We start from the raw sequence: 25,394 nt of genomic DNA, 5'->3' as shown, positions 1-25,394 counted from the left end.
CCAATGACCGGCAAGCGCCGGTCGCGGGACACCTGTGCCAGGGCCGGCGCGCGGGCCGGGAGCCTGGACGGGCCGGTCGGGGAAACCGAAATTGTACGAAGCCTGAACCTACAATCGGCCGCCATGAATTTGCAGCTGCAAGACGTGGAAGTGCGCTACACCGGCCAGGCCAGGCCCGCCGTGGATGCGGTGGGCTTTGAGCTGGCGCCGGGCGAGATCGGCGCGCTGATCGGCCCGTCCGGCTGCGGCAAAACCAGTCTGCTGCGCGCCGTGGCCGGCCTGGAACGCCTGAGCGCCGGCAGCATTCACCTGCATGGCCAGGCGCTCAGCAGTGCCCACCAGCACGTGGCCCCTGAAAAACGCCGCATGGGCATGGTGTTCCAGGACTACGCCCTGTTTCCGCACATGAGCGTGGCGCAAAACGTGGCCTTCGGCCTGCAGCACCTGCCGGCCGCCGAACGCGAGCGCCGGGTGCAAACCGCCCTGGACCGCGTGGGCCTGGCGCAGGCCGGCGCGCGGGCCCCGCACGAGTTGTCGGGCGGCCAGCAGCAGCGCGTTGCCCTGGCCCGGGCCCTGGCGCCCGAACCCCAGTTGCTGCTGCTGGACGAGCCCTTCTCCAACCTCGACGTCGACCTGCGCGAGCGCCTGGCCTACGAGGTGCGCGACATCCTCAAGGCCGCGGGCGCCACAGCCTTGTTCGTCACCCACGACCAGATGGAGGCCTTTGCCATCGCCGACCACGTGGGCGTGATGAACCAGGGCCGGCTGCACCAGTGGGATGCGCCCTACCAGCTCTACCACCGCCCCGCCACGCGTTTCGTGGCCGACTTCATCGGCAAGGGCGTGTTCGTGCCGGCGCGCGTGGTGCGCGACGTGAACGCCCAGGGCCAGCCCCGCGCCGCGCACCTGTTGACCGCACTCGGCGTGCTCGACGCCCTGGACGACTGCCCCCTGCCCGGCGCCTATGCCAACGACGAATGCGACCTGCTGCTGCGGGCCGACGACGTGGTGCATGCGCCCGATTCCCCCCTGCGGGCCCAGGTGCTGCGCAAAGCCTTTCGCGGTGCCGACCACCTCTACACCCTGGCGCTGGCCGACGGCACCCAGCTGCTGGCCCAGGTGCCCAGCCACGTCGACCACGCGCTGGGCGACTGGATGGGCATCGCGCCCGCCTTGCGCCACGCCGTCACCTTTGCCCGCGACGCCTGAGCTGCGCTGAACGGGTCAGCGCGCGTTCGAGGTCCAGCCCTGAGCGTCGCCCGCCGATTCGGTGGAACGCCCCGGGACGGAAGGTGCGCCGAGGCGGCGCTGTGCGTCCCACACGAGCCAGATCCAGGCGTGGAAAAGCGGGTGCAGCCGACCCCGCGCCCAACCCACGCCACGCATGCATCGCGCTGTGCGGCACTGGCCGCCGGCAGCCCCGCAGCGGACGTGGTGTTCAGGACGGACGTCAGCAGGAGCGCGTGGCCGTAGGGTCAGAGACGGAAAGCGGCACATGCCGCCAGGCCGTGCGGGCAGCTCGGCTGTTTCGCGACAAAACATGGGGTATCAGGCCATCCCCGTTTGTTTGAAAACGGCAATGCCCCCATACTGCGCAACTTCATGGGGATGAAGCAGGTGACAGCGTCTGGCCAGCGCCTGCGGGCGCCACCAGGTCCATGCGGCGGCGCAGGGTTGCGGCGCGCTCGGTCTGTCCCGCGGCCTCGGCCTGCCGGACCTGCACGCCCAGCCAGGCCAGCAAGGGGCGGCGCCAGCCCTGGGCCGAGGCCGTGTCCACCGCGCTTTGCACCACGGCCGCGTTCGCGGCGCCACGCTGGAACAGCACGCCGGCCGCCACCAGGCGCGAGAGCGGGTCCTCGATCTGCGCCACGCTGGCGCCGGCCCCGGGCGCGGCCTGGCGCCCGTCCGGTGCAGACGATTGGCCATCCGCGCCGGGCGACGCGGCGGACGCCCCGCCCTGGCCGGGCGCGCCCTGATTCGCCATGCCTTGTTGCGCGGCGGGCAGCAGCGCCACGGCATCGGCGGCCAGGTCGCGGCCAGCCAGGTAGTCGGCGTACGCGCGCTCGGGCGCTGCGGCATCGGCGCGCAAGGCCTCGAAGCCGGTGCAGGGCTGCAGGTCCAGGCTGGCCACCTGGGTGGCGCAGCGCAGCAGCTCGATGCGGGCCACGAGGTCGGGCCGGCCGGTGCTGGCGGTTTCGCGGCGCGCCAGGACGAACTCGGCCTGGGCCGCCCGCGCGCTGCCGCTGAGCTCGGCGTCGACGAAGCGATCGGTGGCGCTTTTGGCGCTCACCTGCCAGTCGGGCACCTTGGGGGCGTTGCCACAGGCCGTCAGCAGCAGCATGACGAGGGCACACCATGCCGAGTACTCAGCAGCACCGATTGATTTGTGGACAGCCGAGCCCGATACCCTATCCCGAAAAGACCAACGCATCATGGCAGTTTCACCTCTTGCTGCTTGGGCGCAAACGGCCAGGTGCGGTTGAGCTGGTTGATCAGGCGCTCGACCTTGCGCAGGTTGGCCTCGACCTCGCTGCGCAGGGCGCCCAGGTCGCTCGAGGCATCCTTGGCGTTGCCGCTGATCACGGTGGCGTCGGCCAGCACCTGGTCCACCTTCTTCAGCGATTCGCGCGCATCGACCAGCAGGCCTGTCAACTCACGCACCGTCTGCTGCGCGCCGGGCACCACGCCGCCCTGCCCGAACACCTGGCTGTCGGCCTTGCCGGACAAGGTGTTCAGCCGGGCCAGCAGGGCGTTGGCGCTGTCGATGGTCTGCACCAGCTTGCGGGCATCGTCCTCGTTGCCCATCAGGCCGCCCAGCACGCCCTGGCGCCCGCTCAGCCGGCCCGACACGGCCTGCAGGTCAGACAGGGTGCGGCCCAGCGAGCCCTCAGACGCCGTCAGCGCGGCCACGTTCTGCAGCACCTCGTGCGCCTGGTTCATGAGCTTGGGAATCTCGGCCGTGATGTCGCCGCGCAGCACCAGCAGCTGCGCACCGTCGGGCAAGGGCGGGTCGTCCAGCACGCCGCTGAAGGCCTTGAGCTTGGCGCCCCCCACCACGCCTTTTTCCAGCGTCACCACGCTGGAGGTGCGCAGCCAGCGCGCGTCCTTGGTGGGCACATCGACCAGGATGCGCACCTGGCCGTCCTCGGCGAGTTCGGTGCGCGCGACCCGGCCAATCGGAAAACCCGCAAACGTCATGTCCATGCCGATGGTCACGCCCTCGGCGTCGTCGGTCATGAGCACCACCTGCTGCGTGGGCTCGAACGCGCCGCGGGCATACAGCAGGTAGCCCGCGGCCGCCGACAAGGCCAGCACGAACGCGACGAGCAGCAGGATGGCTTTCAGCTCGAGGTGGCGAATCGCGCGCAACTCGGCCGCTGCCACGGCCTGCTGGGCGTGTGCATCGTCGGGACGGGCCTCGGCCTGGGCCGCGGCAGGGGTCTCGGGCTCGGTCATGGCTCAATAGTAATTGCCGATCAGCGACACCACTTCCACCACCAGCAGCAGCGCCAGCATGCGCACCAGACCCTGCAGCTCGACGCTGGTGCGGCTGGTGCCGCGCGGCCAGTCCTGCATGGCCGCGCCGACGGGCAGCACCGCCACGATGAGGGCGAACAGCCAGGTCTTCAGCACAAAGATCAGCGAGGTGGGCGGGTTGAAGATCTGCCCCACGACGCGCGTGTACGGCAGCATGCCCCAGTGGTTGGGGCCGTAAATGATGAGGTAGGCCAGCACCAGCGAGATGAGCGCGCTCAGCAGCCCCAAAAAGGACACCGCAAACACCCCGGCCAGCACGCGGGGCAGCACCTCCAGGCCCAGCAGGTGATGCGGGTTGACGCGCTCGCCGCTTTGCAGGCGCGCGCGCCGGGTCTTGAACAACTCGTTGCCGCCTGGCACGCTGTACTGGATGGCGACGAACAAAGCCGCTGTCAGGGGGATCAACTCCAGCACCAAGGTGCGGACAACGACATTCAGGGCATACCCTGACAAGCCGTAACTGGACGCCGTGGTCACCAGGATGCGGATGATCACGACGTTGAACAGCGCCATGAGCAGCGTGAACGACCGCAGCCCCGGTGCCGTGGCCAAGTAGATCTGCTTGATGACGCGGCGGTTGCTGCCCGCGTTGTAGCTGCTGGGCGACAAGGCCAGCACGATGACCTGCGCCCCGATGAACAGCAGGCCCCACCAGTTGCGCGCCCAGCGCACCAGCGCCTGCCCACGCTCGACCAGCGCGCGGTACAGCCGCGCCAGCAACGAGGGGGGCGGCGCCCCGTGCATCAGTGCGCCTCTTCCCAGTTCAGGCCCACGCCCACTTCGGCCAGCAGCGGCACCTGCAGCTCGGCCACGCTGGCCATGAGCTGCGGCACCTCCTCGCGCACCCAGTCGACTTCGGCCTCGGGCACCTCGAACACCAGTTCGTCGTGCACCTGCATGATGATCAGCGTCTGGCGCCCTTGTGCGTCCAGCTTGTCCTGGACGGCGCACATGGCTTTCTTGATCAGGTCGGCGGCCGTGCCCTGCATGGGCGCGTTGATGGCCTGGCGCTCGGCGGCGCGTTTGCGGGGGCCGTTGCCGCCGTTGATTTCGGGCAGGTACAGGCGCCGGCCAAACACGGTTTCCACGTAGCCGTGCGAACGCGCGAAGTCCACGGTGTCGTCCATGTAGCGGCGCACGCCGGGGTAGCGCTCGAAGTAGCGCTCGATCCAAGACTTGGCGGCCGAGCGCTCGATGTTCAGGTTCTTGGCCAAGCCAAAGGCGCTCATGCCGTAGATCAGCCCGAAGTTGATGACCTTGGCATAGCGGCGCTGTTCGCTGCTGACCTGGTCGGGCGCGACGCCAAACACCTCGGACGCCGTGGCGCGGTGCACGTCCAGGCCCTCGCGGAAGGCCTTCAGCAAAGCCGCGTCACCCGACAGGTGCGCCATGATGCGCAGCTCGATCTGGCTGTAATCGGCGCTGGCGATCAGGCGGCCCGGCGGCGCGACAAAGGCTTCGCGGATGCGGCGGCCATCGGCCGTGCGCACGGGGATGTTCTGCAGGTTGGGGTCCACGCTGGACAGGCGGCCTGTCACCGCCACCGCCTGGGCGTAGTGGGTGTGCACGCGGCCGTCCAGCGGCGAGGCCATCTGCGGCAGCTTGTCGGTGTAGGTGCTCTTGAGCTTGGACAGGCTGCGGTGCTCCAAGATGGTGGCGGGCAGCGGGTAGTCCTCGGCGAGTTGCTCCAGCACGTCTTCGTCGGTGCTGGGCACGCCGCTGGGGGTCTTCTTCAAGGGCGGAATGCCGAGCTTGCCGAACAGGATCTCGCCGATCTGTTTCGGGCTGCCCAGCTTGAAGGGCTGGCCGGCCAGCTCGTAGGCCTTCTCTTCGGCCTCCAGGATGCGGCGCCCCAGGTCGTTGCTCTGCCGGGCCAGCGTACCGGCGTCGATCTGCACGCCGTTGCGTTCGACGCGGAACAGGCGCTCGCTGGTCTCGATTTCCAGCGCGTAAATGCCGCGCAGCCGCTCGTCCGCGGCCAGGCGGGGCCACAGCGCGCGGTGCACATCCAGGGTCTGGTCGGCGTCTTCGCAGGCGTATCGCGTGGCGGTGTCCAGGTCCACCTCGGCAAACGGGATCTGGTTCACCCCTTTGCCGCACACGTCCTCATAGCTCAGGCCGGTGCGGCCCAGGTGCCGGTCGGCCAGGCTTTCCAGGCTGTGGGCCCGGTGCACCTCGAGCACGTAGCTGGCGAGCATGGTGTCGTGCACATAGCCGCGCACCGTCATGCCATGGTTGGCGAAGACGTGGCGGTCGTATTTGAAGTTCTGCCCCAGCTTGGGCTTGCTCGCGTCTTCCAGCCAGGGCTTCAGGCGGGCCAGCACCTCGTCCAGCGGCAGTTGCTCAGGCGTGCCGGGTTGGGTGTGCATCAACGGGATGTAGGCCGCTTCGCCGGGCTGCACGCTGAGGCTGATGCCCACCAGCGTGGCCTGCATTTCGTCGAGCGAGGTGGCCTCGGTGTCCAGCGCCGTCAACTCGGCCGCGTCGATGCGTGCCAGCCACTCGTCGAACTGCGCCCAGGTCAGGATGGTGGTGTAGCGCAGCTCGCCCACTTCGGACTTGCCCGCCGGCAAGTCGGTCTCGGGTGCGGGGCCCGCCTTGGCGCGGCCGCCCTTGCCGGCACCACCCAAGGTGGTATGGCCCGCTGCGATCGATTTGGCCAACGAGCGAAATCCGTACTGCTCGTAGAACTGCGCGAGCGCCGCGGCATCGGCCGGGCGCACCGGCAAGGCATGGATGGGGTCATCCACGGTGGCGGTGCCCGTGGCCTGCGCGTTCAAGGCCGGGCTCAGGTCGCAATCGGTGCGGATGGTGACGAGCTGCCGCCCTGTCGGCAGCCAGTCCAGGGCCTTGCGCAGGTTTTCGCCCGCGGCACCTTTCACCGCATCGGCCTGGGCGATGAGGGCATCCAGCGAACCGTATTCGTTCAGCCACTTGGCCGCCGTCTTGGGCCCCACCTTGCTGACGCCCGGCACGTTGTCCACGCTGTCGCCCACCAGCGTCTGGTAATCGATCATGCGGTTGGCCGGCACCCCGAACTCGGCCTGCACACCGGCCAGGTCGCGCTTCTTGCCGCTCATGGTGTCGATGATGGTGACGTGCTCGGTCACCAGCTGCGCCAGGTCCTTGTCACCGCTGGAGATGACGACCTGCATGCCGCGCGCCTCGCCGGCGCGGGCCAGCGTGCCGATCACGTCGTCGGCCTCGATGCCCGGGATGGTCAACACCGTCCAGCCCAGCAGCTGCACCACGGTGTTGATGGGCTCGATCTGGGCGCGCAGGTCGTCCGGCATGGGAGAGCGGTTGGCCTTGTACGCGGCGTAGAGGTCGTCGCGGAAGGTCTTGCCGCTGGCGTCGAAAACGCAAGCCACGTACTGGGCCTCGGGGAAGTCCTGGCGCAAGCTGCCCAGCATGTTGATCATGCCGCGGATGGCCCCGGTGGGCGGGCTGGTCGGGTCCAGCGGATCGGCCCGCAGATCGGGCATGGCGTGGTAGGCGCGGTACAGGTAGCTGGAGCCATCGACCAGCAGCAGGGTCTGACCGGACAGGGCGTGCCCGCCGGCAGGTTCTTGGGTTTGGGTCATGGACCGATTGTGCCCGCACGCCTGTTCACGCCAAGGCCATTTCCCCGCGAGAAAGCCTTGCCTGCTTCAGGCTCCCGAGCAGGTCGCTTCAGCGACCGTCGCGAAGCCGGGGGCGAGCCGCGGCGTACCCGCGCCACCCAAAGCCTTCGCACATGCCGAAGCGTTCCCAAAGTTGGGGCAAACAAGGCGCCAACCCGGTGCATATCCGCACCAGCATGGCGCGTCTTGAGGGACCGCGGCCGCCCTTCATGCAAAATGGCGGGCTTTTCGCAACAAGCAGTTGTTTCTTTTTTCCAACGAGTTCATCAAGATGAAATACACCTCCTCGGCGCAGTTTCTCCAGCATGTGCAGGAACGCAACCCCGGCCAACCTGAGTTCATCCAGGCCGTGACCGAGGTGATCGACAGCCTGTGGCCCTTCATCAGCAACAACCCCAAGTACACCGAGCAATCGTTGCTGGAGCGCCTGGTCGAGCCCGAGCGTGTGATCACGTTCCGCGTCAGCTGGATCAACGATCGCGGCGAAGTGCAGGTCAACCGCGGCTACCGCATCCAACACAGCCAGTCGATCGGCCCCTACAAAGGTGGCCTGCGCTTCCACCCCTCGGTGAACCTGTCCATCCTGAAGTTCCTGGCTTTCGAGCAGACCTTCAAGAACGCCCTGACCACCCTGCCCATGGGCGGCGGCAAGGGGGGCTCGGACTTCGACCCCAAGGGCAAGAGCCCGATGGAAGTGATGCGCTTTTGCCAGGCCTTCGTCCAGGAGCTGTTCCGCCATGTGGGCGCCGACACGGACGTGCCGGCCGGTGACATCGGCGTCGGCGGCCGCGAAGTCGGCTTCATGGCCGGCATGATGAAGAAGCTCACCAACAGCGCCGAATGCGTGCTGACCGGCAAGGGCCTGTCGTTTGGTGGCTCGCTGATCCGCCCCGAAGCCACGGGCTACGGCACGGTGTACTTTGCCGACGAAATGCTGCAACGCCAGGGCAAGTCCTTCCAGGGCCTGCGCGTGTCGGTGTCCGGCTCGGGCAACGTGGCGCAGTACGCCGTCGAAAAAGCCATGGCGCTGGGCGCCAAGGTCGTGACGGTGTCGGACTCGAGCGGGACCGTGGTCGATGAAGACGGTTTCAGCCCCGAGAAGCTGGCCGAACTGATGGAGGTGAAGAACCACCTCTACGGTCGCGTCGACGAATACGCCAAGCGCGTCAAGGCCGAGTTCCATGCCGGCAAGACGCCGTGGCACGTGCCCGTGGACGTGGCCCTGCCTTGCGCCACGCAGAACGAACTCAACGGCGACGACGCCCGGCTGCTGGTCAAGAACGGCGTGATCTGTGTGGCAGAAGGCGCCAACATGCCGTCGACGCTGGACGCCGTTCACGTGTTCGAAGAAGCCCGAGTGCTGTACGCGCCCGGCAAGGCCAGCAACGCGGGCGGTGTCGCCACCTCTGGCCTGGAAATGAGCCAGAACGCCATGCGCCTGAACTGGACGCGCGAAGAGGTCGACGGTCGCCTGCTGGAGATCATGCAGAAGATCCACGCCGCCTGCGTGCAGTACGGCGGTCGCGACGACGGCTCGGTCAGCTACGTGAACGGCGCCAACGTGGCCGGCTTTGTGAAGGTGGCCGACGCGATGCTTGCCCAGGGCGTGATCTGAGGCTGGCATGCCATCTGTCACGAAATGAGGGCCTCCCAGGCCCTTTTTTCTTGCCACAACCGCCCCCAACTGGCCAATACTGGGTGGTCTGCAAAGCGCGATGGAGATGCCGACTGGCGTGCCAGCGGGCAAGCAGGTAAGGCCCAGGTAAAGTTCGGTGTCAAGTCGTGTGCCGGGTCAGCCCCCGATGCAGGACTTGCGTTAAGACGGGAGTGCCTCATGGCGGGACGCGTGTCCGGCCGGGCTTAACCCACAGGAGGTTCTTCGTGAATCGTCAACATCCTCACGGGCGTCGTCCCCTTGCCCTGCTGGTGGCCGCCTTGGCCGGCCTGGCGTTGACCGGCTGCGTGGTCGCTCCGGTGGGCGAACCGTATTACGACAGTGGCTCGACCTATTACGGCGGCGGCAGCTATTACGACAACGGCTATGCCGACGGCTTCTACAACGGCACCTACTACCCTGCCATCCCGCACGAGGTGGTGCCGGTGGCGCCGTATGCGGGTGCCCTCTGGGTCAGCGGCTACTGGGACTTGGACCGCGGTCATCGCCGCTGGATTCCGGGCCGTTACGAACGCCCAGGCTACAACCGGCCGGGCTGGCGCCCCGACGACCACCGGCCCGGCTGGAACAACGGTCGCCCCGATCGTCCGGGCTGGAACCACAACCGCCCCGACAACAACCGGCCGCGCCCCAACCGGCCCACCGGTGCTGATCGTCCCGTGGGCAACCCGGGCAATGGCGCGGTCATCCGGCGCCCGCCTGGGCAGGTCAACCCGCCCTTGATCCGCAGCAGCAGCGGCACGGGTGACGGCGGCTGACGGCGGGGGCAGCTCTGTCAGGCACCGGACCGCCACTTCGGTGCTGCTGAGCTCACACTGAGGCCTGGGCCCACAGGCCTGACTTGCAAGGATCGACCATGAAACGATTGACAGGGGTGGAACGCGACGCAGCCATTTCGGCCGTGCCCGAGTGGACGCTGTTGGACGAGGCAGGTGGCCAGCTGCAGCGAGAGTTCGTGTTTGCGGGGTTTGGCCCCGCGTTTGCCTTCATGACCGAGGTGGCGCTGGCGGCCGAACGCGCCGATCACCACCCCGACTGGCGCAACGTCTACGACCGCGTCTGGGTCACGCTCACCACGCACGATGCGCAAGGCCTGACCCAGAAAGACGTCAGCCTCGCGCAGGTCATGGACGCGGCCTACGCCCGCCGCGCCTCAAGCACCTGAGCAGCCGCTTCAGGAGTATACGACTGCCGCCGTTATTCAATCATCGGCGATCAGCCGATACTCCATTTATCGGCGCGGACGAATTACGCACTGCGCCGCAGCAGACGCTGTACACCGGTCACGATGGCCACGATCACCAGGCCGGCCACGATGCCCACAACGGCGTTGAAGAGGTTGCTGCCCAGGAACGCCCCGAGGTGAGCCACCGCGGCTTCTGCCGCGTGGTGCAACCAGGGCACGCCGTGCACCAGGATGCCGCCGCCCACCAGGAACATGGCGGCCGTGCCGACGACCGACAAGGTCTTCATCAGCCACGGAGCCAGCACCAGGATGGCGCGTCCTGCGGCCTGTTGCGCGGCACTGGCCCGCTGCGTCAGGTACAGGCCCAGGTCATCGAGCTTGATGATGCCGGCGACCAGGGCGTACACCCCGACGGTCATCAAGATGCCGATGCCGCACAGCACCGACACCTGGGTCCAAAACGTGGCCTCTTGCACCACGCCCAGGGCGATCACGATGATTTCCGCGGACAGGATGAAATCGGTCTTGATCGCCCCTTTGATCTTTTGGGCCTCCATGGCCTGGATTTCAGCGGGGGTGAGCTGCCCCTGCAGCACCGCTGCGTTGGTTTTGCCGTCGTCCTCCCCCTTGTGCAGCAGCTTGTGGAGGATTTTTTCCGCCCCTTCGTAACACAGGAAGGCGCCGCCCAGCATCAGCAGCGGCGTGACCAGCGCCGGCAAAAAGGCGTTGAGCAGCAGGGCAATCGGAATGAGCACGCATTTGTTGATGAACGAGCCCTTGGCCACTGCCCAGACCACCGGCAACTCGCGGCTGGCAGAAACGCCGCTCACTTGCTGTGCGTTGAGCGCCAGGTCGTCCCCCAGGACGCCTGCGGTTTTCTTGGCGGTCAATTTGGTGAGCACGGCCACATCGTCCAGCATCGTGGCGATGTCATCCAACAAAATCAACAAACTTGCCATTGCATTCCTTGGTAGTACAAATCTTTGGCCTTGAATTGTGTGTCTTGGCGTTACGATTCAGTTTTCATCAGCCTTCCACCACCATGAATCTCCACCTGTCTTCATGGCTGCGGTCCTTGACCGTGATTTGCGCCCTTGGCCTGGGTGCCGCCCACGCGGCTGAGCCACTGCCCTCTTCCGGCGGCATCTTCAAAGCCGTCGAAGGCGAGGTGTTCGTGGTCCACGGGAATTCTCGCACGCAGCCCGTGGTGGGCCAGGCGATTGCCGAGTCCGACCGCATCGAAACCGGCAGCAAAAGCGGCGCGGCCCTCACCCTGAGCGACGGCACCGTGATCACCGTGGGTGCCAACTCGTCGGTCAGTTTGACCGCCCTGCGCTACGAGCCCGTGAATCAGACCGGCAACCTGGCCGTACAGATCGTGCAGGGCACGCTGCGCATGATCACCGGCGCCCTCGGCAAAAGCCAACCCGACAACGTGAAGGTCACCACGCCCACAGCCGTCATCGGCGTGCGCGGCACCGACTTCATCGTGGACGTCGAGTCATGAACCAGGGTGTGTTTCGTGTCCCCGCCCTCGCCCTGCTTGCGTCCTGTGTCCTGCTGACGGCCTGCGCACCGCGCACGCGCGTGGTGCTGCTGCCCGACAGCGGGGGCCGTGCCACCGCGGTGGTGGTGCGCAACAACGATTCCGAACAGGTGCTCAGCCACGCCTATGCCAGCACCGACGTGAGCCCGCTGGGCAAACAGACGGCATCCACCCTGGACGCGGCGGCCGTGAAGGACGCGTATGCCGACATCCTGCGGTTGACACCCGCCAAGCCCGATACCTACACGCTGGAGTTCGAGACCGGAGGGGCCACGCTCACGCTGAAATCCCTGGCTGAGCTGGACACGGTGCTGACGGCAGCTACCTCGCGCCCGGGCGGCGAAATCGTCGTCATCGGCTACACCGACACGACGGGCACGCCCGAGCAGAACGACCGCATCTCCCAAGCCCGCGCCAACGCCTTGCGGGATTTGCTGGTGGGCCGGGGTTTTCCAGCTGATCGCATCCGCGCCGTGGGGCGCGGGCAACGCGACCTGCTCGTGGCCACCGGACCGGGCGTGGATGAGCCGCGCAACCGGCGCGTGCTGATCGTGGTGCGCTGACGCACGCGAGTGAACGGGCATGCGACACCAACGCGGGTTGCGCTTCTTCTCCTCGGTCCTGGCCGCTGCGGCGGTTTGCCTGGCGGCATCGGCCGCGCTGCTGGGCAGCGTGCAGGCCCAGACACCTTCAGCGTCTCCCACCTTTGAAGACTCCATGGCCCAGCGCATGCAGGCCTGCACGGCCTGCCATGGCTTGCAGGGCCGTGCGGGGCCCGATGGCTACTACCCGCGCCTGGCCGGCAAACCGGCAGGCTACCTCTACCACCAGCTCAAGAATTTTCAAGATGGCAGGCGCCACTATGGCCTGATGGCCGATTTGGTGGAGCCTCTTTCAGACGCATACCTGCTTGAAATTGCCCGCTACTTTGCCCAGCTCGATGTCGTCTACCCGCCGCCGGCCGAACGGGCGTCGCAGGTGGATGCGCAGCTGCTGGCGCGCGGCGAGCAACTGGTGCGCCAGGGCAAACCAGGCGCAGGCGTGCCGGCCTGCATGCAGTGCCATGGCGAGCAACTGATGGGCATCGCCCCGAACACCCCGGCCTTGCTGGGTTTGCCCAAGGCCTACCTCGTCGGTCAGCTGGGTGCCTGGCGCACCGGCCAGCGCCGCGCGCTGGCGCCCGACTGCATGGCCCGCGTTGTGCACGAGCTGACCGACGAAGACCTGCACGCCGCCGCGAGCTGGCTGGCGGTGCAGGCCGTGCCCGCAGGCGCCAAGCCCGCCGCTGCGGTGCGTGGTCCCCTGGTCCCGGCCTACCGCTGTGGCGCCGCACCGGATCTGCAGGCCCCATGACGCGCGCACCGACATCCCGCTTGCGCCGTTGGCTCCTGGTTGCCGTTGTGCTGCTGGCGGCGGCTGTGGCCTGGGTGGTGTGGCGCAACAGCAGCGACATCGCCATTCGGGATGATCCGCCACTGGATCGCTCGGCCCAGGCGCTGCAGCGTGGCGCCTACCTGGTGCGTGCCGGCAACTGCATGCACTGCCACACCGCGCCGGGCGGCGCGGCCTGGGCTGGTGGGCGCGAACTGCCCACGCCGTTTGGCAGCCTGTATGCCCCCAACCTGACCCCGGATCGCCAGCACGGCATCGGCAGCTGGAATGCCGACGCCTTCTGGCGCGCCCTGCATGAAGGCCGCGCCGCCGATGGCCGCCTGCTGTACCCGGCGTTTCCTTACACCAGCTACACGCGGGTGACGCGCGCCGACAGCGATGCGATGTTCGCCTACCTGCAAAGCCTGCCGGCCGTCGCGCAGCCCAATCGACCGGCGGACCTGCGGTGGCCGTACAACCAACAGGCGGCGTTGGCCGTGTGGCGGGCGCTGTTCTTCTCGCCCGGCGAACACAAGCCGCAGGCCCAGCGGGGTCCCGAGTACGACCGGGGCGCCTACCTGGTGACCGGACTGGGCCATTGCGCCGATTGCCATTCCCCCCGCAACGCCTGGGGCGCGAGCCGCCACACCGCCCTCATGCCCGGCGGCATGATCCCCATGCGCAACTGGTACGCCCCGTCCCTGTCCGATCCCCGGCAAGCCGGCGTGCAGGATTGGCCGCTGACCGACATCGTCGCCCTGCTCGCGTCCGGCCAGTCCAGCCGCGGGACGGTGGCCGGCCCCATGCGCGAGGTGGTGCAGCACAGCACCCAGTACCTGACACCGGCCGATCTCCACGCCATGGCCACCTACCTCAAGGCCATCCCGGTCGAAGCCGCGCCACCGGCGCCCCAGGCGCCAGCATCCAGCAAGGACAGGCTGACGCGCGGTGCCACGCTGTACCAGGTGCACTGTGTGCAGTGCCACGGCGCAAGCGGCCAGGGCGTGCCCGGGGCTTATCCGCCGCTGGCCGGCAACCGGGCCGTGCTGATGGACAACGTGTCCAACCTGGTGGAGCAAACGCTGCGTGGCGGGTTTGCTCCCAGCACCGCGGCCAACCCGCGGCCCTTCGGCATGCCGCCCTTCATGACGGTGCTGAACGACGCCGAGGTGGCCGATGTGCTCAGCCACGTGCGCAACAGCTGGGGCAACCAGGCGGCGCCCGTCACGGAATTCGACGTCAAGCAGGTGCGTGCGGGCAAGGCCCAGCGCTGAGCCGCCTCGCACGGCCCCTATACTCGTGCCTTCACAGACCTTGGCCGCAAACAGGCCGGGGCGACCGTGGCCACACACACCGTTGCATGAGGGGCTTTGGCCCCTCGGGAGGATGCACACATGGCACGCCATTGGTTCCAGCGCAAGACCGCGGGGGCTTCGCCCCCCTCCTCGCCGCCCGCCACCGTGGCTGGCGAGGCCAACGACGCCAGCGAGGCCGAGCTGCTCGCGCAAAGCATGGTCAAGCAGCTCAGCAGCGACATCCTGCTGGCCCTGGCGCCCGCACAGGGCCAGTTGCAGCAGCTGCGGCAACTCAGCCCCACGTTGACCGATCGCTTCCAGCCCGTGTTTGCCGCGGTCGAACGCGCGCACGACATCGCCCGCTCCGCGCAGTTGTTCAGCGATGTGCCCCAGCTGACGCCCGCGGCCGAACCGCTGGACGCCGCCAACTTCCTGCGCGCCGCCATCCTGGGGCGTGGCGACTGGCTGCGCGAACGCGACATCCAGGTGCGCCAAGCCTTGAGCAGCGCCCAGGTGCAAGCCCGCCCCGGTGAGCTGTACACCTTCTTCGACGAGCTGCTGCTCTGGACCAGCGACTTCTCCAGCAACGTCGCCCTGCAGCTGGAAGCCGTGTATGGCGACGAGCCCCGCCCGCGCACGCGGCTGCGCGTAGGCGCCTGGTTCCCGTCCGAGACGCAGGGCGGGCGCAACCCCAAGTGGCAGAACACGCGGTGGTTCGTGTGGCACCGCATTGCGCGCAGGCTGCAGGCGCGCACCGAGTTGCGCACCGACAGCGACCACCTGGTGTTGCGCGTGAGCTTTCCGCCCGTGCAAGACGCCACCGCAGCCGCAGCGCCGACCGGCCACTCCCAGCTTCACGGCCTGCGCGTGCTGCTGGTGTCCGCCCACCCTGACCGCCGCGCGGCCGTGCTCGATGCGCTGGTGCCGCTCGGCATGCACTGCGAAGTCGCTGCCTCGGTGGCCGCAGCGGCCGCTCAGTTGGCCGGTCAAACGCTGGACGCCGTGATCCACGACGAGCTGCAGTCGCCCGAGGCCATGATGGCCTTGCGGCGCGCGCCGGCCATCCGCTCCTCCACGGCGTTCATCGAGCTGCACGCCAGCGGCAACCCGCAAGACTTCCAGACCTCCACCGTCGGCGCATTCAGCACCGGCCACGTCGCCGCCGATGCCATCGCGCGCACGCTGGTGTCCGTCCTGAGTTTCGAGCTGTTCAAAGGCATTCGCTGATGGCGCCCCGACGCGCCCATCAACCGAGGCGTTGACCTCATCGCACCACCAGACGTTTCCTGCCCGCATGAGCCCCACCCGCGCCAAGGTCGACGCGCTGCATGTCGCTTGGCGACACCACTTCGGGGCCGTGCCGCCCTTGGGTCACCAGCTGCGACACGCCCTGCCGCAGCGCTGGCTGCGCGTGCACCATCTGCCGCAGGCGCGCCGCCACCCCGAGACGCCCGGCGACTGGACCGAGGCGCTGGCACGTCACAACGCCGTCGCCGCCTGGCTGTTGGGCGAGGCGCATGCGGTGTGGCGGATCGAGGTCTGCACGGTTCAGCAAGCTGGCGAGCGCGGCTGGGTGCGCCCGATGCTGCACACCGAAGAGTGGGCTGAAGCGCTGCGCGCGCGGCAGACGCGGTGGCTGCCGCACGCCCACGACGAGGCCATCGCCGCTGTGCTGGCAGAACGCGCAGGCCCCATGCTGTGGGCCGACCTGGCGCGCGGGTGCGTGTATGCGCCCTACGCTGGCGGAGCCGACCTGATCTGCGTGGATGGCGCCCAACGCGCACATGGCTTGGCGCGGTTTGCCGATTGGCTGTCGCCCCATCCCAGTGGGCTCTGAGGGGCGTCGATCTCGGGCGAAACGCGTTCAAGCGGTGGCCCGCGAGGCGGCGCGGATGACCTGAATGCGGCCCCCATCGCCCACGCGCGGCACCTGCACAAGACCGACACCCAAGCGCCAGGGCTGGGCACGCGCTGGTCTCAGGCCAGCCGCCAGTGGTTGTCGAACTGCAGCGCATGCACCCCGTCCTGCCCCGGCACCGCAAACTGGCTGCCGATGGGCGTGAGCGCTTCGCCGATCGGCCGGCTGGCCGCCATGCCGTGGCCGCCGCCACTCCACAGTCGGTTGCCCTGCACGGCCAACGGACAGACGTCGCGCTGCGCCACCGTCCGCACAAAGCGGCCTTGTGCATCGAACCACGCCGTGCAGTCGGACTTGGGGCAACTGACGACGAAGCCACCCGCGTCGCCCGGGGCCCGCTCCACGCTGCCGCCGTAGCCCGCCAGCTCGGGCTGGCCTTGCGCCAGCCGCAGCGCGCGCCCGTCCCAGAGCGCAAAAATGGGCGCCTGCTGCCGCTGAGGACCATCGTGCTCGGCCTGCAGGGCAATGCCCAGGCGCTGCCGCTCGCCATCCCAGGCCAGGTGACGGATGGACAGGCGCGGGTCCGGCAACCGCCACTGCCCCAGCAGCCGACCATCGTGCGGATGCAGGGCCACCAGCGAGGGGTCCATGCGATCGAGCCACTTCTTGCTGCGGCCGGTCTCGCTTTGGGTGGGAATGCCGCCATTGGCCACGATGAGCGTGCCCGCAGGGTATGGCCCCACGGCAGCGGGCAGCACGATCAGCTCATGCGGGTCCATGCCGTGCGTGCGCCATTCGGCCAGCTTGGCCAGGCCCTGCGCGCTGCGCAGGCCAATGCAGCCCTGGCTGTCCTCCAGGTCGGTTTCAGTGGTCAGCAGCACACCGTGCGGCTGACCCAGGGCGACAGCCGTCGCCGCGCTGGCGAGCATCACATGGCCGTTGAAACAGCGGTCCTCGTCCATCCAGGCCCACTCAGCCTGGCCGGTGGCCGGCTGCCAGCGAACCAGCCAATCGCCGGGGCGGCGTGCCACGAACACCAGCTGCCCGTCAGGCAGGCGCTGCACGCCGTGGCCACGCGTGGGCAGCTTCAGGCGGGCGCCCAGGCGCCAGGCCCATTCCCCACCGCGTTCATCGATGTGCAGCAGGCCGGCCCAATCCTGTGTCAAGCCATCGCCCCCCTGGTCTTGCCAGACGGCGGCGAGTGTGGCGTGTGGATGGGGGCGAGTTTCGTTGGCAGTATCAAGCCTTTCCCGATGAACAGAAAACGCCAACGACCCCATACTCCATGCGCCACCCATGCCACCCAAAACCGCCCAGCGCAGCAAACGCCGACGCGCACCGTCCGGCGCGTCCAGGGCCTGGGCCGGCGATGGCTCCGCGCTGCTCATGCCGGCAGCAACGAAGACCTGAGCGGCCACCTCAGTCCCCGTCGGCATCGCTGAAGCCCAGCGGGATGTCGAGCGCCGGTGCCACCTCGGCCTGGTACAGCGCGGTGACGACCTTGAGCCGGGCGGCCGCGGCCACCACCTCGCGCTGCAACGGCGGCGTCCACCCCATCTGATTCGCCGCCGGATTGGCCGATGGTCGCGCTGCCTGGTTGGCCTTCCGGCCAGTCGAACGGCTGTCTGGCGCACCTGCCGACTGCAGGCGGTGCAGGGCCGCGTCGGCGGCTTCCACGCGCTGGCGCCAGCGCGCGGCCAGCGCGATGTGGCCCTTGCTCAGCAGCAAGGCCTCGATGGGGATGAGCGACTGGCCCGGCACAGGCGGTGTGCGGCGCTGCGCGGGCGTGAGCACGGCCTGCGCCTTCAAGGCCTGCCACTGCATCTGCCAATCGGCCAGGTTGTCGGCCAGCCGCTGGCGGGCCAACGCTGGCGGCTTGCCCGAACCCTCGGCGGCCTGGATCGGCTTGTCCATCTGGGCCCAGCGCAGGCGCTCCAGCGCGCCCAGCCACTGGTTGACCCACTCGGCCATGGCCTCGCTGGTTGCTTGCGCGGCCCGGGCTGCCTGGTCGGGATCCGCCTCGCCCTCCTCGCCGGTGCCTGGGTTGTCCCAGGCCTTGGCTGGCGTGGCCGACAGATCGGCCTGCAGTGCGCTCGCCTCGGCCGTGATGGCGCGCGCCACCTGCGCGGCAAACGCGCAGGCCGGCGTGGCGGGCTGCAGCCCTTGGGCCAGCAGCCAGTCCAGGGCGCCAAAGCCCTTGGCCGGTGTGCCGACCAGCTCCATGTCGGCTGGCGTTTGGGGGGCTTTTTGCAGTGCGCGCTCAATCAGCTGCGGGCGAATCGGCGTGAAGTCGATCTGCCGCAGCGAGCGCCGCACCACCAGCGGCCCCAGGCTGGGGGTGGACAGCTGCAGCCATGCGTCCAGGGCCTGCCGCCAGGGGCCTCGCAAGGCCTCTGCCGCCTGGCCTGCGCCGGCGTGGCCACCGGCACAAAAGCGCACCAGCGCCTGTTCCTGCGTCTGGGCCGCCTGCGCAAACGCTGCTGCGCGCCCGGGCAGGTGGCGGCCGTACAAGCTGCCCAGCACCTGGGACGCGCTGTAGTACGGCATGGGCGTGTCGCCTGCGCCATCCGGCGTGGCCGACTCCGCGCCTTGGGCCAGCGCGGGTCCGCCGGCCAGCAGGCCCGCCAGCACCCAGGCCGCCGGGCCGGTCAGGCGGGCGCCAGTTCGCCGAAGCGAGGTGGTATGAGGAGGCAGTATGGTGCAGCCTCCGTTTTTCATGAAACGGGAATGGCGCCATACTGCTAATTCTGATGGATTCAATCGCATCACAGGGACTCCACGAACTTGACCAGGGCGTCGCGGTCCTGGGCACTCAGGGTCAGCACGCGCTGCTTGGCGGCCTCGGCCTCGCCACCGTGCCAGAGGATGGCTTCGAGCACCCCGCGGGCACGCCCGTCGTGCAGCAGCCGCTGGTGGCCGTTCACGTCCTGCAGCAGCCCGATGCCCCACAGCGGCGGCGTGCGCCACTGCTGGCCATTCGCCAGAAAGTCGGGCCGGCCGTCGGCCAGCGCCGGCCCCATGTCGTGCAGCAGCAAGTCGGTGTAAGGCCAGATGCGCTGGCCCGCGATGGCCTTGGCGGTCAGGCGCGGAAACGGCCCCTCGCCCGTGACGTAGCTGGGCTTGTGGCACACCGCGCATTGGGCCTCGGTGAACAACTTTTCGCCCTGGCGGACCACGGGGTCGTGCAGGTTGCGGCGGGCGGGCGGCGCCAGCGTCGCCTGGTAGAAGATCACGTCGTCGAGGGTCTTGTCGTCGATCTCGGGCGCGTCGGCGCCGGCTTGCGCCGCGGTCAACCCGGGTTGCGCGCCGCCGCCATGGGGCGCGGCCAGGCAGTCGGCCTGGCCCGGCATGCAGGCCTCGCGCGGAAACACGCGCGAGGTGATGCCGATGTCGCCCAGGAACGCGTGCGAGGTCTGGTGCGCCACGCTGGGCGCATTCGCCTTCCAGCCGAAGCGGCCCACGGCCTCGCGCTGGCCGTAGGCGTCCCACACGCGGTTCACCTGCCCGCGGATGGGCCCGCCCAGCGCGGCCTGCGCGCGGGCGTTGGCCAGGATGTCGGCTTCGGCAATGGCCTCGAGCAGGCCGACGCCAATGGCCTGCGGCGCGATGCGCGGGCTCACCATCACGTCGGGCGCCAGCGGGCCATAGCCCAGGTCCGTCAGCGTGTAGCGGGGCTGAATGAGTTCATACGCCGTGCCGTCGGCAAAGTGGCCCCGCAGCACCTCGCTGTGGATGCGGACCACCCCTTCGGGCCGCACGCCCTGCACCGCGGCGTTGCCGAACTGGTCGCCGTAGGTGGGCTCGGGCACCACGCCCACGCGCGGGTCGGCCCGGCCGGGCACGGACAGGCGCATGAGCAGCGCCACCGTGGGCTCGGGATCGGGGTCCAACGTGCGCGCGTAATCGGGCGGCTCACCGCGCCCATCCATCACGTGGCAGCCGCCACAGCTGCGCGCGATGAAATGCGGCCCCAGGCCGTCGCGCACCCGGGTGCTGGCCGGCGCCTCGACCCAGTTGCGCTTGAAAAAGGAATTGCCGATCACGAAGCGCGTGCGCTCCTCGTCCGCCAGGTTGGCGAACGGGAACGAGAACGCGTTCTTGCCCGTGGCGAACACCGTGGTCTGGCCGCCGGTGTATTCGCTGGGGTCGCTGGCGGTGCCGCCCTGTGCGGCGGCCGCTTCGGCCGGCTTGACAGGGGAGGCCCAGGGCAAAGCCGCCACCAGCACCGCCGCCGCGCACAGGCCCAGCGCCCAGCCTGCCGGCCGGGCCTGGGGACGGTGCGCCGCCCAACGCTTGGGCCGCGAGCGCATGCCCCGAGGCACGGGCCGGGTCTTGGTCGTCGCCCCGCCCCTGCGTTCAGAGGTCCTCAAGGCTGCACCAGCGTCAACCGGGTGATGCCGATGGCATGGGCCGCCTGGACCAGCAACTTGGACTGCTCGGTCGCGCTGTCCACGGCCGCCTGGATGCGCAAACGACCCGGCGCCTGCGCGCCGCCGATGATTTCGCGGTCAAACGGGGCCTGGATGGCTTCGGTGGCCGCCACGGTGCGCGCGAGCTGTGCACTGGTCTTGCTGGCCAGTTCGGCGTTGCGGACGCCCACCAGATCGGCCAGCGAGGCCACCTGGAGCGTGCTGCCGTCGCGGCGCTTGTATTGGCCCAGCCACACGTTCTGGATGCCGGTGGCGTTGGCCACCATGTCGCGGTGGGTGTTGTCCGAGAAGCACGAGTGCTCGTCTTCCTGGTCCTGCGAATTGAGCGCCACTTCCATGCGCTCGCCCGCCAGTTCGCCGCGCGACAGCGAACCCAGGCCGACGATGATCTTGCGCACCGACTCCATGCCGCCCGCCTCAAAGCGGGCGCGGTAGTTCTTCTGCGCCGGCGCCCAGGCCCGCGTCACCTGTTCCAGGTCGTCGATCAGCAGCTCGGTCACCACCTTCAGGTAGGTGCGGCGGCGGTCGGCGTTGGCCCGTTTGCCGTCCACGTAGTCCTCGAACGAGCGCTCACCGGGCCCGGTTTCCGACAGGTCCTGCCCCCAGAGCAGGAACTCGATGGCATGCCAGCCTGTGGCGATGTTCTCCTCGCCCCCGCGCTCATTCTGCTTGGCCAGGTTGGCCTTGGTGATCTGGAACTTGGGGTTGTTGATCAGCCCCGCGTTGGGCTTGCCCTCGACGTAGTCGACGTAGGACTCGTCCATGGGCCAGGCGTTGATCTGGCCCTCGGGGCCCTGGTCGTCGTCGATGGGGCCGCCGTAGAAGCGAAACGCCTCGGTCTGGCCATAGAACTCGCGCGCGGCCAGCCAGCGCTTGCGGGCGGCCTCCAGCGTCGTCGGCGACGGGGCGGCCGTGAAGGCCAGCAGTGCCGCCTGCATGTCGCGTGCGCCGGCCAGCGTGTCGCCATAGGTGGCGAACACCAGCTCGGCATAGCCGCTGGCCACCGCCTTGGCCGAGGTCGCGGTCTGCGAACTGGACGCCGACTGCGCCTGCGCCGCCGTCATCCCGGCCGGCCCCAGGCCCAGCCCCACCCCCAACAGCCCGCCCAGCACCACACGGCGTGCGACTTGACGCGTCATAAACCCTCTTCCTTCGATCGATGGATTGTTCAATGGCTTGCCGCGCTCGACCCAGGTTGCGCCGCAGCAGCGAGCCGAAAATGATAATCGTTCTCGCGCAAGGTGCAGCCGCCGGCCGGCCCGTCCAGTCCGAAAGCGGCAGGCGGATGGTTGCCGGCTCGGTGGGCCTCGCTGATCGAGACGCGTGCCCGAGCGTCCCTCTCAAAGGGGTATCTCCGGGTTGTCGATGAAAGATGAAAGGCAGTGGCGTGATACCCATGAAAAAGGGCCTGACGGCCCTTTGCATGGTAGCTGGAACGATGAACCCGGTGGCACAGCTTGCCGTTCAGCGCAGCCGGCCAAGCGACGGCTCAACCCGGCCGGCTTGGCGCCCCGGCTTCGCTGCTCAGCGGCGGCCGCCCAGCAGGCTGCCGCCGATCTTGAGCAGGTCGCCCACGTCCAGCTTGCCGTCGCCGTTCTGGTCGAGCACGGCACCCAGCAAACCGCCCCCCAGGCTGCCGCCGGCCGAGCCGCCCTGGCGAATCTCGTTGGTTTCCTGACCCAGCATGCTGCCCAGGCCGCCCGAGTTCAGGCCGCCGGCCATCACGCGCTTGGCCAGAAAAGCCATGACGATGGGCGCGAGGATCTTGAGCAGCTGGCCCGCCTGGCCGTTGTTCAGGCCCGTGGCCTGGCCCAGGCCGTCCTGCGCGCGGTCCTGTGCGTTGCCAAAGACATGGCCCAGGATGCTGCCGCCATCGAGCTGCGCGCTGGCCGGCGCACCGCCGCCCAGGCCGCCGAGGACCGAGCCCAGCAACCCCCCCAGGTCCACGCCGCCCAGGGCCGGGTTCACGGCCGGCGCATGGTCGCGCGTGAGCGCGTTGAACAGCGCATCGGCGCCGCCGGCCTGGCTGGCGTTGTTGCCGAGCGCGCCCAGCAGCATGGGCACGGCGGCGGAGATGGCGGTGTTGGCGTCCTGCCCGCCCACCCCCAGCTGCTGGGCGATCTGCTGCGTGGGTGCACCGTCGAGTTGCGCGAGCAGTTCGCTCACCAGGGAGTTGTTGGACATGGCGGATTTCCTTTGCTGGGCGAAACGATCAAGCGGTGCAGCCGCCCAAATGTGCTGCGGCGCCGATGGTAGGGCCAGCGCCGCCCCGCCCGCAAGCGGGCGCGTCGACGCACCCCATGGCCGCGTGGAAATGCGGCATTTGTAGCCAAGATGGGCTTGGGTCACCGCCGTGCCTCATGGCGGCCATCAGGTAGGTACACCCCGAGGCTGCGCGGTGTCCAGAACAAGTCAGGGCCCCGGACACCGCGTGCGGTTCGGCCTTGCGCCCCCTCGGTCCGGTGGGCCCCCGCGAGGCCCTGACGATCCCGTTGTCCTCGGCATCCAGGCGCTTGAGCGCGACGCCACCGGTGCGACCAGGGTGTGACCGTCGTCCAGCCGGACGACGACGCAGCAGCCCTCGCCTTGGCCGTCGGTGTAGCCGCCTGCTCAGGGCGCAGCCGGGATGTTCAGCCCCCGCTGCACGGCGGGCCGGGCGACGAAGGCATCGAGCACCCGCGCCACCTGCTTGAACGCGTCGAACCCCACCAGCTCGCGCGCCTCGTAGAAGCCCACGAGGTTGCGGATCCACGGAAAGATCGCGATGTCGGCCACCGTGTAGTCGTCGCCCATCACCCAGTCGCGGCCGATGAGGTGCTTGTCGAGCACGCCCAGCAGGCGCTTGCTCTCGTTCACGTAGCGGTCGCGCGGGCGCTTGTCCTCGTAGTCCTTGCCGGCGAACTTGTGGAAGAAGCCGAGCTGGCCAAACATCGGGCCCACGCCCCCCATCTGGAACATCACCCACTGCAGGGTCTGCCAGCGCGCCGCCGCATCCTGCGGCACAAAGCGGCCGGTCTTGTCGGCCAGGTACATCAAGATCGCGCCCGATTCGAACAGCGGCAAGGGCTGGCCGCCCGGACCATCGGGATCGAGGATGGCGGGGATCTTGTTGTTGGGATTCAGCGACAGGAACTCGGGCGACAGCTGGTCGTCGGTCGCGAAGTCCACGCGGTGCGCCTCATACGGCAAGCCAGTTTCCTCCAGCATGATGGACACCTTCACGCCATTCGGTGTCGGCAGCGAGTACAGCTGCAGGCGGTCGGGGTGCTGGGCGGGCCACTTCTGGCCAATGGGGAAGTCGCTCAAGGTTGGCATGACAGGGATGGGTTCAGGGTCGGTTGGGAAAACGGGCATTGTGGCGGCGCGCGCCGTACGCCGCTCAAGGCAGGCGTTCGGCACCACAGCCGTCAGGGCCGCCTGCCGCCCCGTTCACCGCCGCACAGCCTGCAGGCACGCCCCTGCGGACCGCCGTTCATGCGTGAGTCGTCGAATCGCCGCTGCGCGCACCGCGCCACAATGCGGGCATGGATCGCCCCTGGTTGCCCCTGCACGATTTGCGCCGCAACGCCCGCACGCGCCCGGCGGGGCTTGCGCCTGCCCCGGCCATGCCGATGGGTGCCGCAGTGGGCCATCCCCAGGACGCCTCGCCCACGAAGCCAGGCGCTGCCAGCCAGCACGGCGCGCCCGGCAACGCGGGCCAGCCGCTGGACCGCTTCCACCGGCCCTTGCGCGAGCTGCGCATCAGCGTGACCGACCGCTGCAACTTCCGCTGCCGCTACTGCATGCCGCGCGAGGTGTTCGACCACCACCGCTACCTGCCGCGCTCGGCCTACCTGACGGTCAACGAGATCGAGCGCCTGGCGCGCGTGTTCGTGCGGCTGGGGGTGCACAAGCTCAGGCTGACCGGCGGCGAGCCCCTGCTGCGACGCGACCTGCCCGAGCTGGTCGCCCGGCTGGCCCGGCTGCGAACCCCGCAGGGCACGCCGGTGGACCTGTGCCTGACCACCAACGGCGTGCTGCTGCCCGCCAAGGCGCAAGCCCTGGCCCAGGCCGGGCTGCGGCGCGTCACCATCAGCCTGGACGCGCTGGACGACACCGTGTTTCGCCGCATGGCCGACACCGACCAGCCCGTGTCCGCCGTGCTGGCTGGCATCGCAGCCGCTCAGCACGCCGGCCTGGCCATCAAGCTCAACATGGTGGTGCAGCGTGGCGTGAACGATGCGCAGGTGCTGCCCATGGCGCGCCACTTCCGGGGCCAGGGCCTGGCGCTGCGCTTCATCGAGTACATGGACGTGGGCAGCACCAACGGCTGGCGGCTGGACCAGGTGGTGCCCAGCGCCGAGTTGCTGGACCGGCTGCGCGCCGAATTCGCGCTGCGCCCCGTCGGCGATGAGGGGCCGGTCTTCGAGGCTGCGGACGCCATGCGCCTGGCGTCGCCCGATGCGCCGCGGGATGCGGTGGCCACGCCCCGCGACACCGCCGAGCGCTGGCTGCACGTGGACGCCCAGGGCCACCACCAGCCCCAGCTCGGCGAGCTGGGCTTCATCAGCGCCGTCACCCAGGCCTTTTGCGCGGGCTGCACCCGGCTGCGCCTGTCCACCGACGGCCAGCTGTTCACCTGCCTGTTCGCCGCCACGGGCACCGACCTGGGCGGGCTGCTGCGCGGTGGCGCCAACGACGGGCAGCTGGCTGAGCGCATTCGCCAGACCTGGCAACGGCGGGACGACCGCTACTCGGCCCTGCGCCAGCCCGGCCTGGCCGCGGCCGATGGCCCCGCCCGCGTGGAGATGAGCTACATCGGCGGCTGATTCGTTGTGGAGTATGTGGTTGTTGCCGTTGATTCGGAATCGGCAATCAAGCCATACCCCTTGAA

At 69.1% G+C, this 25,394-nt stretch carries 22 protein-coding genes; 11 read left to right on the top strand and 11 right to left on the bottom strand.

Features of this window, described 5'->3' with window-relative positions; translation table 11 throughout:
• The first annotated feature begins 123 nt into the window (after window positions 1-123).
• Window positions 124-1,209 (top strand): ABC transporter ATP-binding protein, encoded by a 1,086-nt coding sequence (locus tag CCO03_RS10275; RefSeq protein WP_087280730.1) that lies wholly within the window; start codon window positions 124-126, stop codon window positions 1,207-1,209.
• Between the two features lie 391 nt (window positions 1,210-1,600).
• Here CCO03_RS10275 and CCO03_RS10270 read toward each other — a convergent pair whose 3' ends face one another.
• The 4 genes from CCO03_RS10270 to polA form a co-directional block, all read right to left on the bottom strand.
• Window positions 1,601-2,341: a hypothetical protein gene (locus CCO03_RS10270; protein WP_087280727.1), complete on the bottom strand. Its 741-nt coding sequence runs from the start codon at window positions 2,339-2,341 to the stop codon at window positions 1,601-1,603.
• 89 nt (window positions 2,342-2,430) lie between these two features.
• On the bottom strand, window positions 2,431-3,456 hold the full coding sequence (locus CCO03_RS10265; protein WP_236903768.1) for an MlaD family protein: 1,026 nt from the start codon (window positions 3,454-3,456) through the stop codon (window positions 2,431-2,433).
• 3 nt (window positions 3,457-3,459) lie between these two features.
• Window positions 3,460-4,281, bottom strand: a complete 822-nt coding sequence (locus CCO03_RS10260; protein WP_087280725.1) for an MlaE family ABC transporter permease — start codon at window positions 4,279-4,281, stop codon at window positions 3,460-3,462.
• Complete coding sequence (polA, locus tag CCO03_RS10255) at window positions 4,281-7,121, bottom strand: DNA polymerase I (RefSeq protein WP_087280722.1); 2,841 nt, start codon at window positions 7,119-7,121, stop codon at window positions 4,281-4,283. Before polA ends, CCO03_RS10260 begins: the two co-directional genes overlap by 1 nt.
• Before the next feature lie 310 nt (window positions 7,122-7,431).
• Between polA and gdhA the strand changes: the two genes are divergently transcribed.
• The 3 genes from gdhA to CCO03_RS10240 all read left to right on the top strand — a co-directional run bounded on the left by gdhA (window position 7,432) and on the right by CCO03_RS10240 (window position 10,000).
• Window positions 7,432-8,775 carry an NADP-specific glutamate dehydrogenase gene (gdhA, locus tag CCO03_RS10250; RefSeq protein WP_087284530.1) on the top strand — a complete coding sequence of 448 codons (1,344 nt, stop codon included), beginning with the start codon at window positions 7,432-7,434 and terminating at the stop codon, window positions 8,773-8,775.
• Between the two features lie 266 nt (window positions 8,776-9,041).
• Window positions 9,042-9,593, top strand: a complete 552-nt coding sequence (locus CCO03_RS10245; protein WP_087280719.1) for a YXWGXW repeat-containing protein — start codon at window positions 9,042-9,044, stop codon at window positions 9,591-9,593.
• 98 nt (window positions 9,594-9,691) lie between these two features.
• Window positions 9,692-10,000, top strand: coding sequence for a 4a-hydroxytetrahydrobiopterin dehydratase (locus tag CCO03_RS10240; protein WP_087280716.1), 309 nt, complete (start codon window positions 9,692-9,694; stop codon window positions 9,998-10,000).
• 83 nt (window positions 10,001-10,083) lie between these two features.
• On the opposite strand, the gene CCO03_RS10235 is transcribed toward CCO03_RS10240, so the two are convergent.
• Window positions 10,084-10,980: a DUF808 domain-containing protein gene (locus CCO03_RS10235; protein WP_087280714.1), complete on the bottom strand. Its 897-nt coding sequence runs from the start codon at window positions 10,978-10,980 to the stop codon at window positions 10,084-10,086.
• Window positions 10,981-11,063: 83 nt separating this feature from the next.
• Between CCO03_RS10235 and CCO03_RS10230 the strand changes: the two genes are divergently transcribed.
• From CCO03_RS10230 to CCO03_RS10205, 6 genes are all read left to right on the top strand, one after another.
• On the top strand, window positions 11,064-11,528 hold the full coding sequence (locus CCO03_RS10230) for a FecR family protein (RefSeq protein WP_087280711.1): 465 nt from the start codon (window positions 11,064-11,066) through the stop codon (window positions 11,526-11,528).
• Window positions 11,525-12,130: an OmpA family protein gene (locus CCO03_RS10225; protein ID WP_087280708.1), complete on the top strand. Its 606-nt coding sequence runs from the start codon at window positions 11,525-11,527 to the stop codon at window positions 12,128-12,130. The genes CCO03_RS10230 and CCO03_RS10225 overlap by 4 nt, the downstream gene beginning before the upstream one ends.
• 19 nt (window positions 12,131-12,149) lie before the next feature.
• Window positions 12,150-12,920 (top strand): c-type cytochrome, encoded by a 771-nt coding sequence (locus CCO03_RS10220; protein ID WP_087280705.1) that lies wholly within the window; start codon window positions 12,150-12,152, stop codon window positions 12,918-12,920.
• Between the two features lie 20 nt (window positions 12,921-12,940).
• Window positions 12,941-14,212, top strand: coding sequence for a c-type cytochrome (locus tag CCO03_RS10215; RefSeq protein WP_087280702.1), 1,272 nt, complete (start codon window positions 12,941-12,943; stop codon window positions 14,210-14,212).
• Between the two features lie 120 nt (window positions 14,213-14,332).
• Window positions 14,333-15,460 carry a hypothetical protein gene (locus CCO03_RS10210; RefSeq protein ID WP_087280698.1) on the top strand — a complete coding sequence of 376 codons (1,128 nt, stop codon included), beginning with the start codon at window positions 14,333-14,335 and terminating at the stop codon, window positions 15,458-15,460.
• A gap of 67 nt (window positions 15,461-15,527) precedes the next feature.
• Window positions 15,528-16,070: a DUF3885 domain-containing protein gene (locus CCO03_RS10205; RefSeq protein WP_157667628.1), complete on the top strand. Its 543-nt coding sequence runs from the start codon at window positions 15,528-15,530 to the stop codon at window positions 16,068-16,070.
• 140 nt (window positions 16,071-16,210) lie between these two features.
• Here the strand turns inward: CCO03_RS10205 and CCO03_RS10200 are convergent, their stop codons facing one another.
• The 6 genes from CCO03_RS10200 to CCO03_RS10175 form a co-directional block, all read right to left on the bottom strand.
• Window positions 16,211-17,257: a DUF1513 domain-containing protein gene (locus CCO03_RS10200; RefSeq protein ID WP_157667627.1), complete on the bottom strand. Its 1,047-nt coding sequence runs from the start codon at window positions 17,255-17,257 to the stop codon at window positions 16,211-16,213.
• Between the two features lie 253 nt (window positions 17,258-17,510).
• Complete coding sequence (locus CCO03_RS10195) at window positions 17,511-18,722, bottom strand: hypothetical protein (protein ID WP_087280689.1); 1,212 nt, start codon at window positions 18,720-18,722, stop codon at window positions 17,511-17,513.
• A gap of 134 nt (window positions 18,723-18,856) precedes the next feature.
• Window positions 18,857-20,401 carry a di-heme oxidoreductase family protein gene (locus CCO03_RS10190; protein WP_087280686.1) on the bottom strand — a complete coding sequence of 515 codons (1,545 nt, stop codon included), beginning with the start codon at window positions 20,399-20,401 and terminating at the stop codon, window positions 18,857-18,859.
• A 56-nt stretch (window positions 20,402-20,457) separates the two neighbouring features.
• On the bottom strand, window positions 20,458-21,585 hold the full coding sequence (locus tag CCO03_RS10185) for an imelysin family protein (protein ID WP_236904123.1): 1,128 nt from the start codon (window positions 21,583-21,585) through the stop codon (window positions 20,458-20,460).
• A 460-nt stretch (window positions 21,586-22,045) separates the two neighbouring features.
• Window positions 22,046-22,705: a DUF937 domain-containing protein gene (locus CCO03_RS10180; RefSeq protein WP_087280680.1), complete on the bottom strand. Its 660-nt coding sequence runs from the start codon at window positions 22,703-22,705 to the stop codon at window positions 22,046-22,048.
• Between the two features lie 426 nt (window positions 22,706-23,131).
• Window positions 23,132-23,836: a glutathione S-transferase N-terminal domain-containing protein gene (locus CCO03_RS10175; RefSeq protein ID WP_087280677.1), complete on the bottom strand. Its 705-nt coding sequence runs from the start codon at window positions 23,834-23,836 to the stop codon at window positions 23,132-23,134.
• A gap of 209 nt (window positions 23,837-24,045) precedes the next feature.
• Here CCO03_RS10175 and CCO03_RS10170 point away from each other — a divergent pair, with 209 nt between their 5' ends.
• Window positions 24,046-25,329, top strand: a complete 1,284-nt coding sequence (locus tag CCO03_RS10170) for a GTP 3',8-cyclase MoaA (protein ID WP_236903767.1) — start codon at window positions 24,046-24,048, stop codon at window positions 25,327-25,329.
• Window positions 25,330-25,394: the final 65 nt, after the last annotated feature.

The sequence above is a fragment of the Comamonas serinivorans genome (genome assembly GCF_002158865.1).
In the GTDB taxonomy this organism is placed as follows: domain Bacteria; phylum Pseudomonadota; class Gammaproteobacteria; order Burkholderiales; family Burkholderiaceae_C; genus Comamonas_E; species Comamonas_E serinivorans.
This window is presented reverse-complemented; position numbering and strand designations above follow the sequence as displayed.

What these genes read in the sequence shown, in the direction of transcription:
- CCO03_RS10275 (WP_087280730.1), top strand. Translation starts at nt 124, where the DNA reads ATGAATTTGCAGCTGCAAGACGTGGAAGTGCGCTACACCGGCCAGGCC.
- CCO03_RS10270 (WP_087280727.1), bottom strand. Translation starts at nt 2,341, where the DNA reads ATGCTGCTGCTGACGGCCTGTGGCAACGCCCCCAAGGTGCCCGACTGG.
- CCO03_RS10265 (WP_236903768.1), bottom strand. Translation starts at nt 3,456, where the DNA reads ATGACCGAGCCCGAGACCCCTGCCGCGGCCCAGGCCGAGGCCCGTCCC.
- CCO03_RS10260 (WP_087280725.1), bottom strand. Translation starts at nt 4,281, where the DNA reads ATGCACGGGGCGCCGCCCCCCTCGTTGCTGGCGCGGCTGTACCGCGCG.
- polA (WP_087280722.1), bottom strand. Translation starts at nt 7,121, where the DNA reads ATGACCCAAACCCAAGAACCTGCCGGCGGGCACGCCCTGTCCGGTCAG.
- gdhA (WP_087284530.1), top strand. Translation starts at nt 7,432, where the DNA reads ATGAAATACACCTCCTCGGCGCAGTTTCTCCAGCATGTGCAGGAACGC.
- CCO03_RS10240 (WP_087280716.1), top strand. Translation starts at nt 9,692, where the DNA reads ATGAAACGATTGACAGGGGTGGAACGCGACGCAGCCATTTCGGCCGTG.
- CCO03_RS10235 (WP_087280714.1), bottom strand. Translation starts at nt 10,980, where the DNA reads ATGGCAAGTTTGTTGATTTTGTTGGATGACATCGCCACGATGCTGGAC.
- CCO03_RS10230 (WP_087280711.1), top strand. Translation starts at nt 11,064, where the DNA reads ATGAATCTCCACCTGTCTTCATGGCTGCGGTCCTTGACCGTGATTTGC.
- CCO03_RS10225 (WP_087280708.1), top strand. Translation starts at nt 11,525, where the DNA reads ATGAACCAGGGTGTGTTTCGTGTCCCCGCCCTCGCCCTGCTTGCGTCC.
- CCO03_RS10220 (WP_087280705.1), top strand. Translation starts at nt 12,150, where the DNA reads ATGCGACACCAACGCGGGTTGCGCTTCTTCTCCTCGGTCCTGGCCGCT.
- CCO03_RS10210 (WP_087280698.1), top strand. Translation starts at nt 14,333, where the DNA reads ATGGCACGCCATTGGTTCCAGCGCAAGACCGCGGGGGCTTCGCCCCCC.
- CCO03_RS10205 (WP_157667628.1), top strand. Translation starts at nt 15,528, where the DNA reads ATGAGCCCCACCCGCGCCAAGGTCGACGCGCTGCATGTCGCTTGGCGA.
- CCO03_RS10190 (WP_087280686.1), bottom strand. Translation starts at nt 20,401, where the DNA reads ATGCGCTCGCGGCCCAAGCGTTGGGCGGCGCACCGTCCCCAGGCCCGG.
- CCO03_RS10185 (WP_236904123.1), bottom strand. Translation starts at nt 21,585, where the DNA reads ATGACGGCGGCGCAGGCGCAGTCGGCGTCCAGTTCGCAGACCGCGACC.
- CCO03_RS10180 (WP_087280680.1), bottom strand. Translation starts at nt 22,705, where the DNA reads ATGTCCAACAACTCCCTGGTGAGCGAACTGCTCGCGCAACTCGACGGT.
- CCO03_RS10175 (WP_087280677.1), bottom strand. Translation starts at nt 23,836, where the DNA reads ATGCCAACCTTGAGCGACTTCCCCATTGGCCAGAAGTGGCCCGCCCAG.
- CCO03_RS10170 (WP_236903767.1), top strand. Translation starts at nt 24,046, where the DNA reads ATGGATCGCCCCTGGTTGCCCCTGCACGATTTGCGCCGCAACGCCCGC.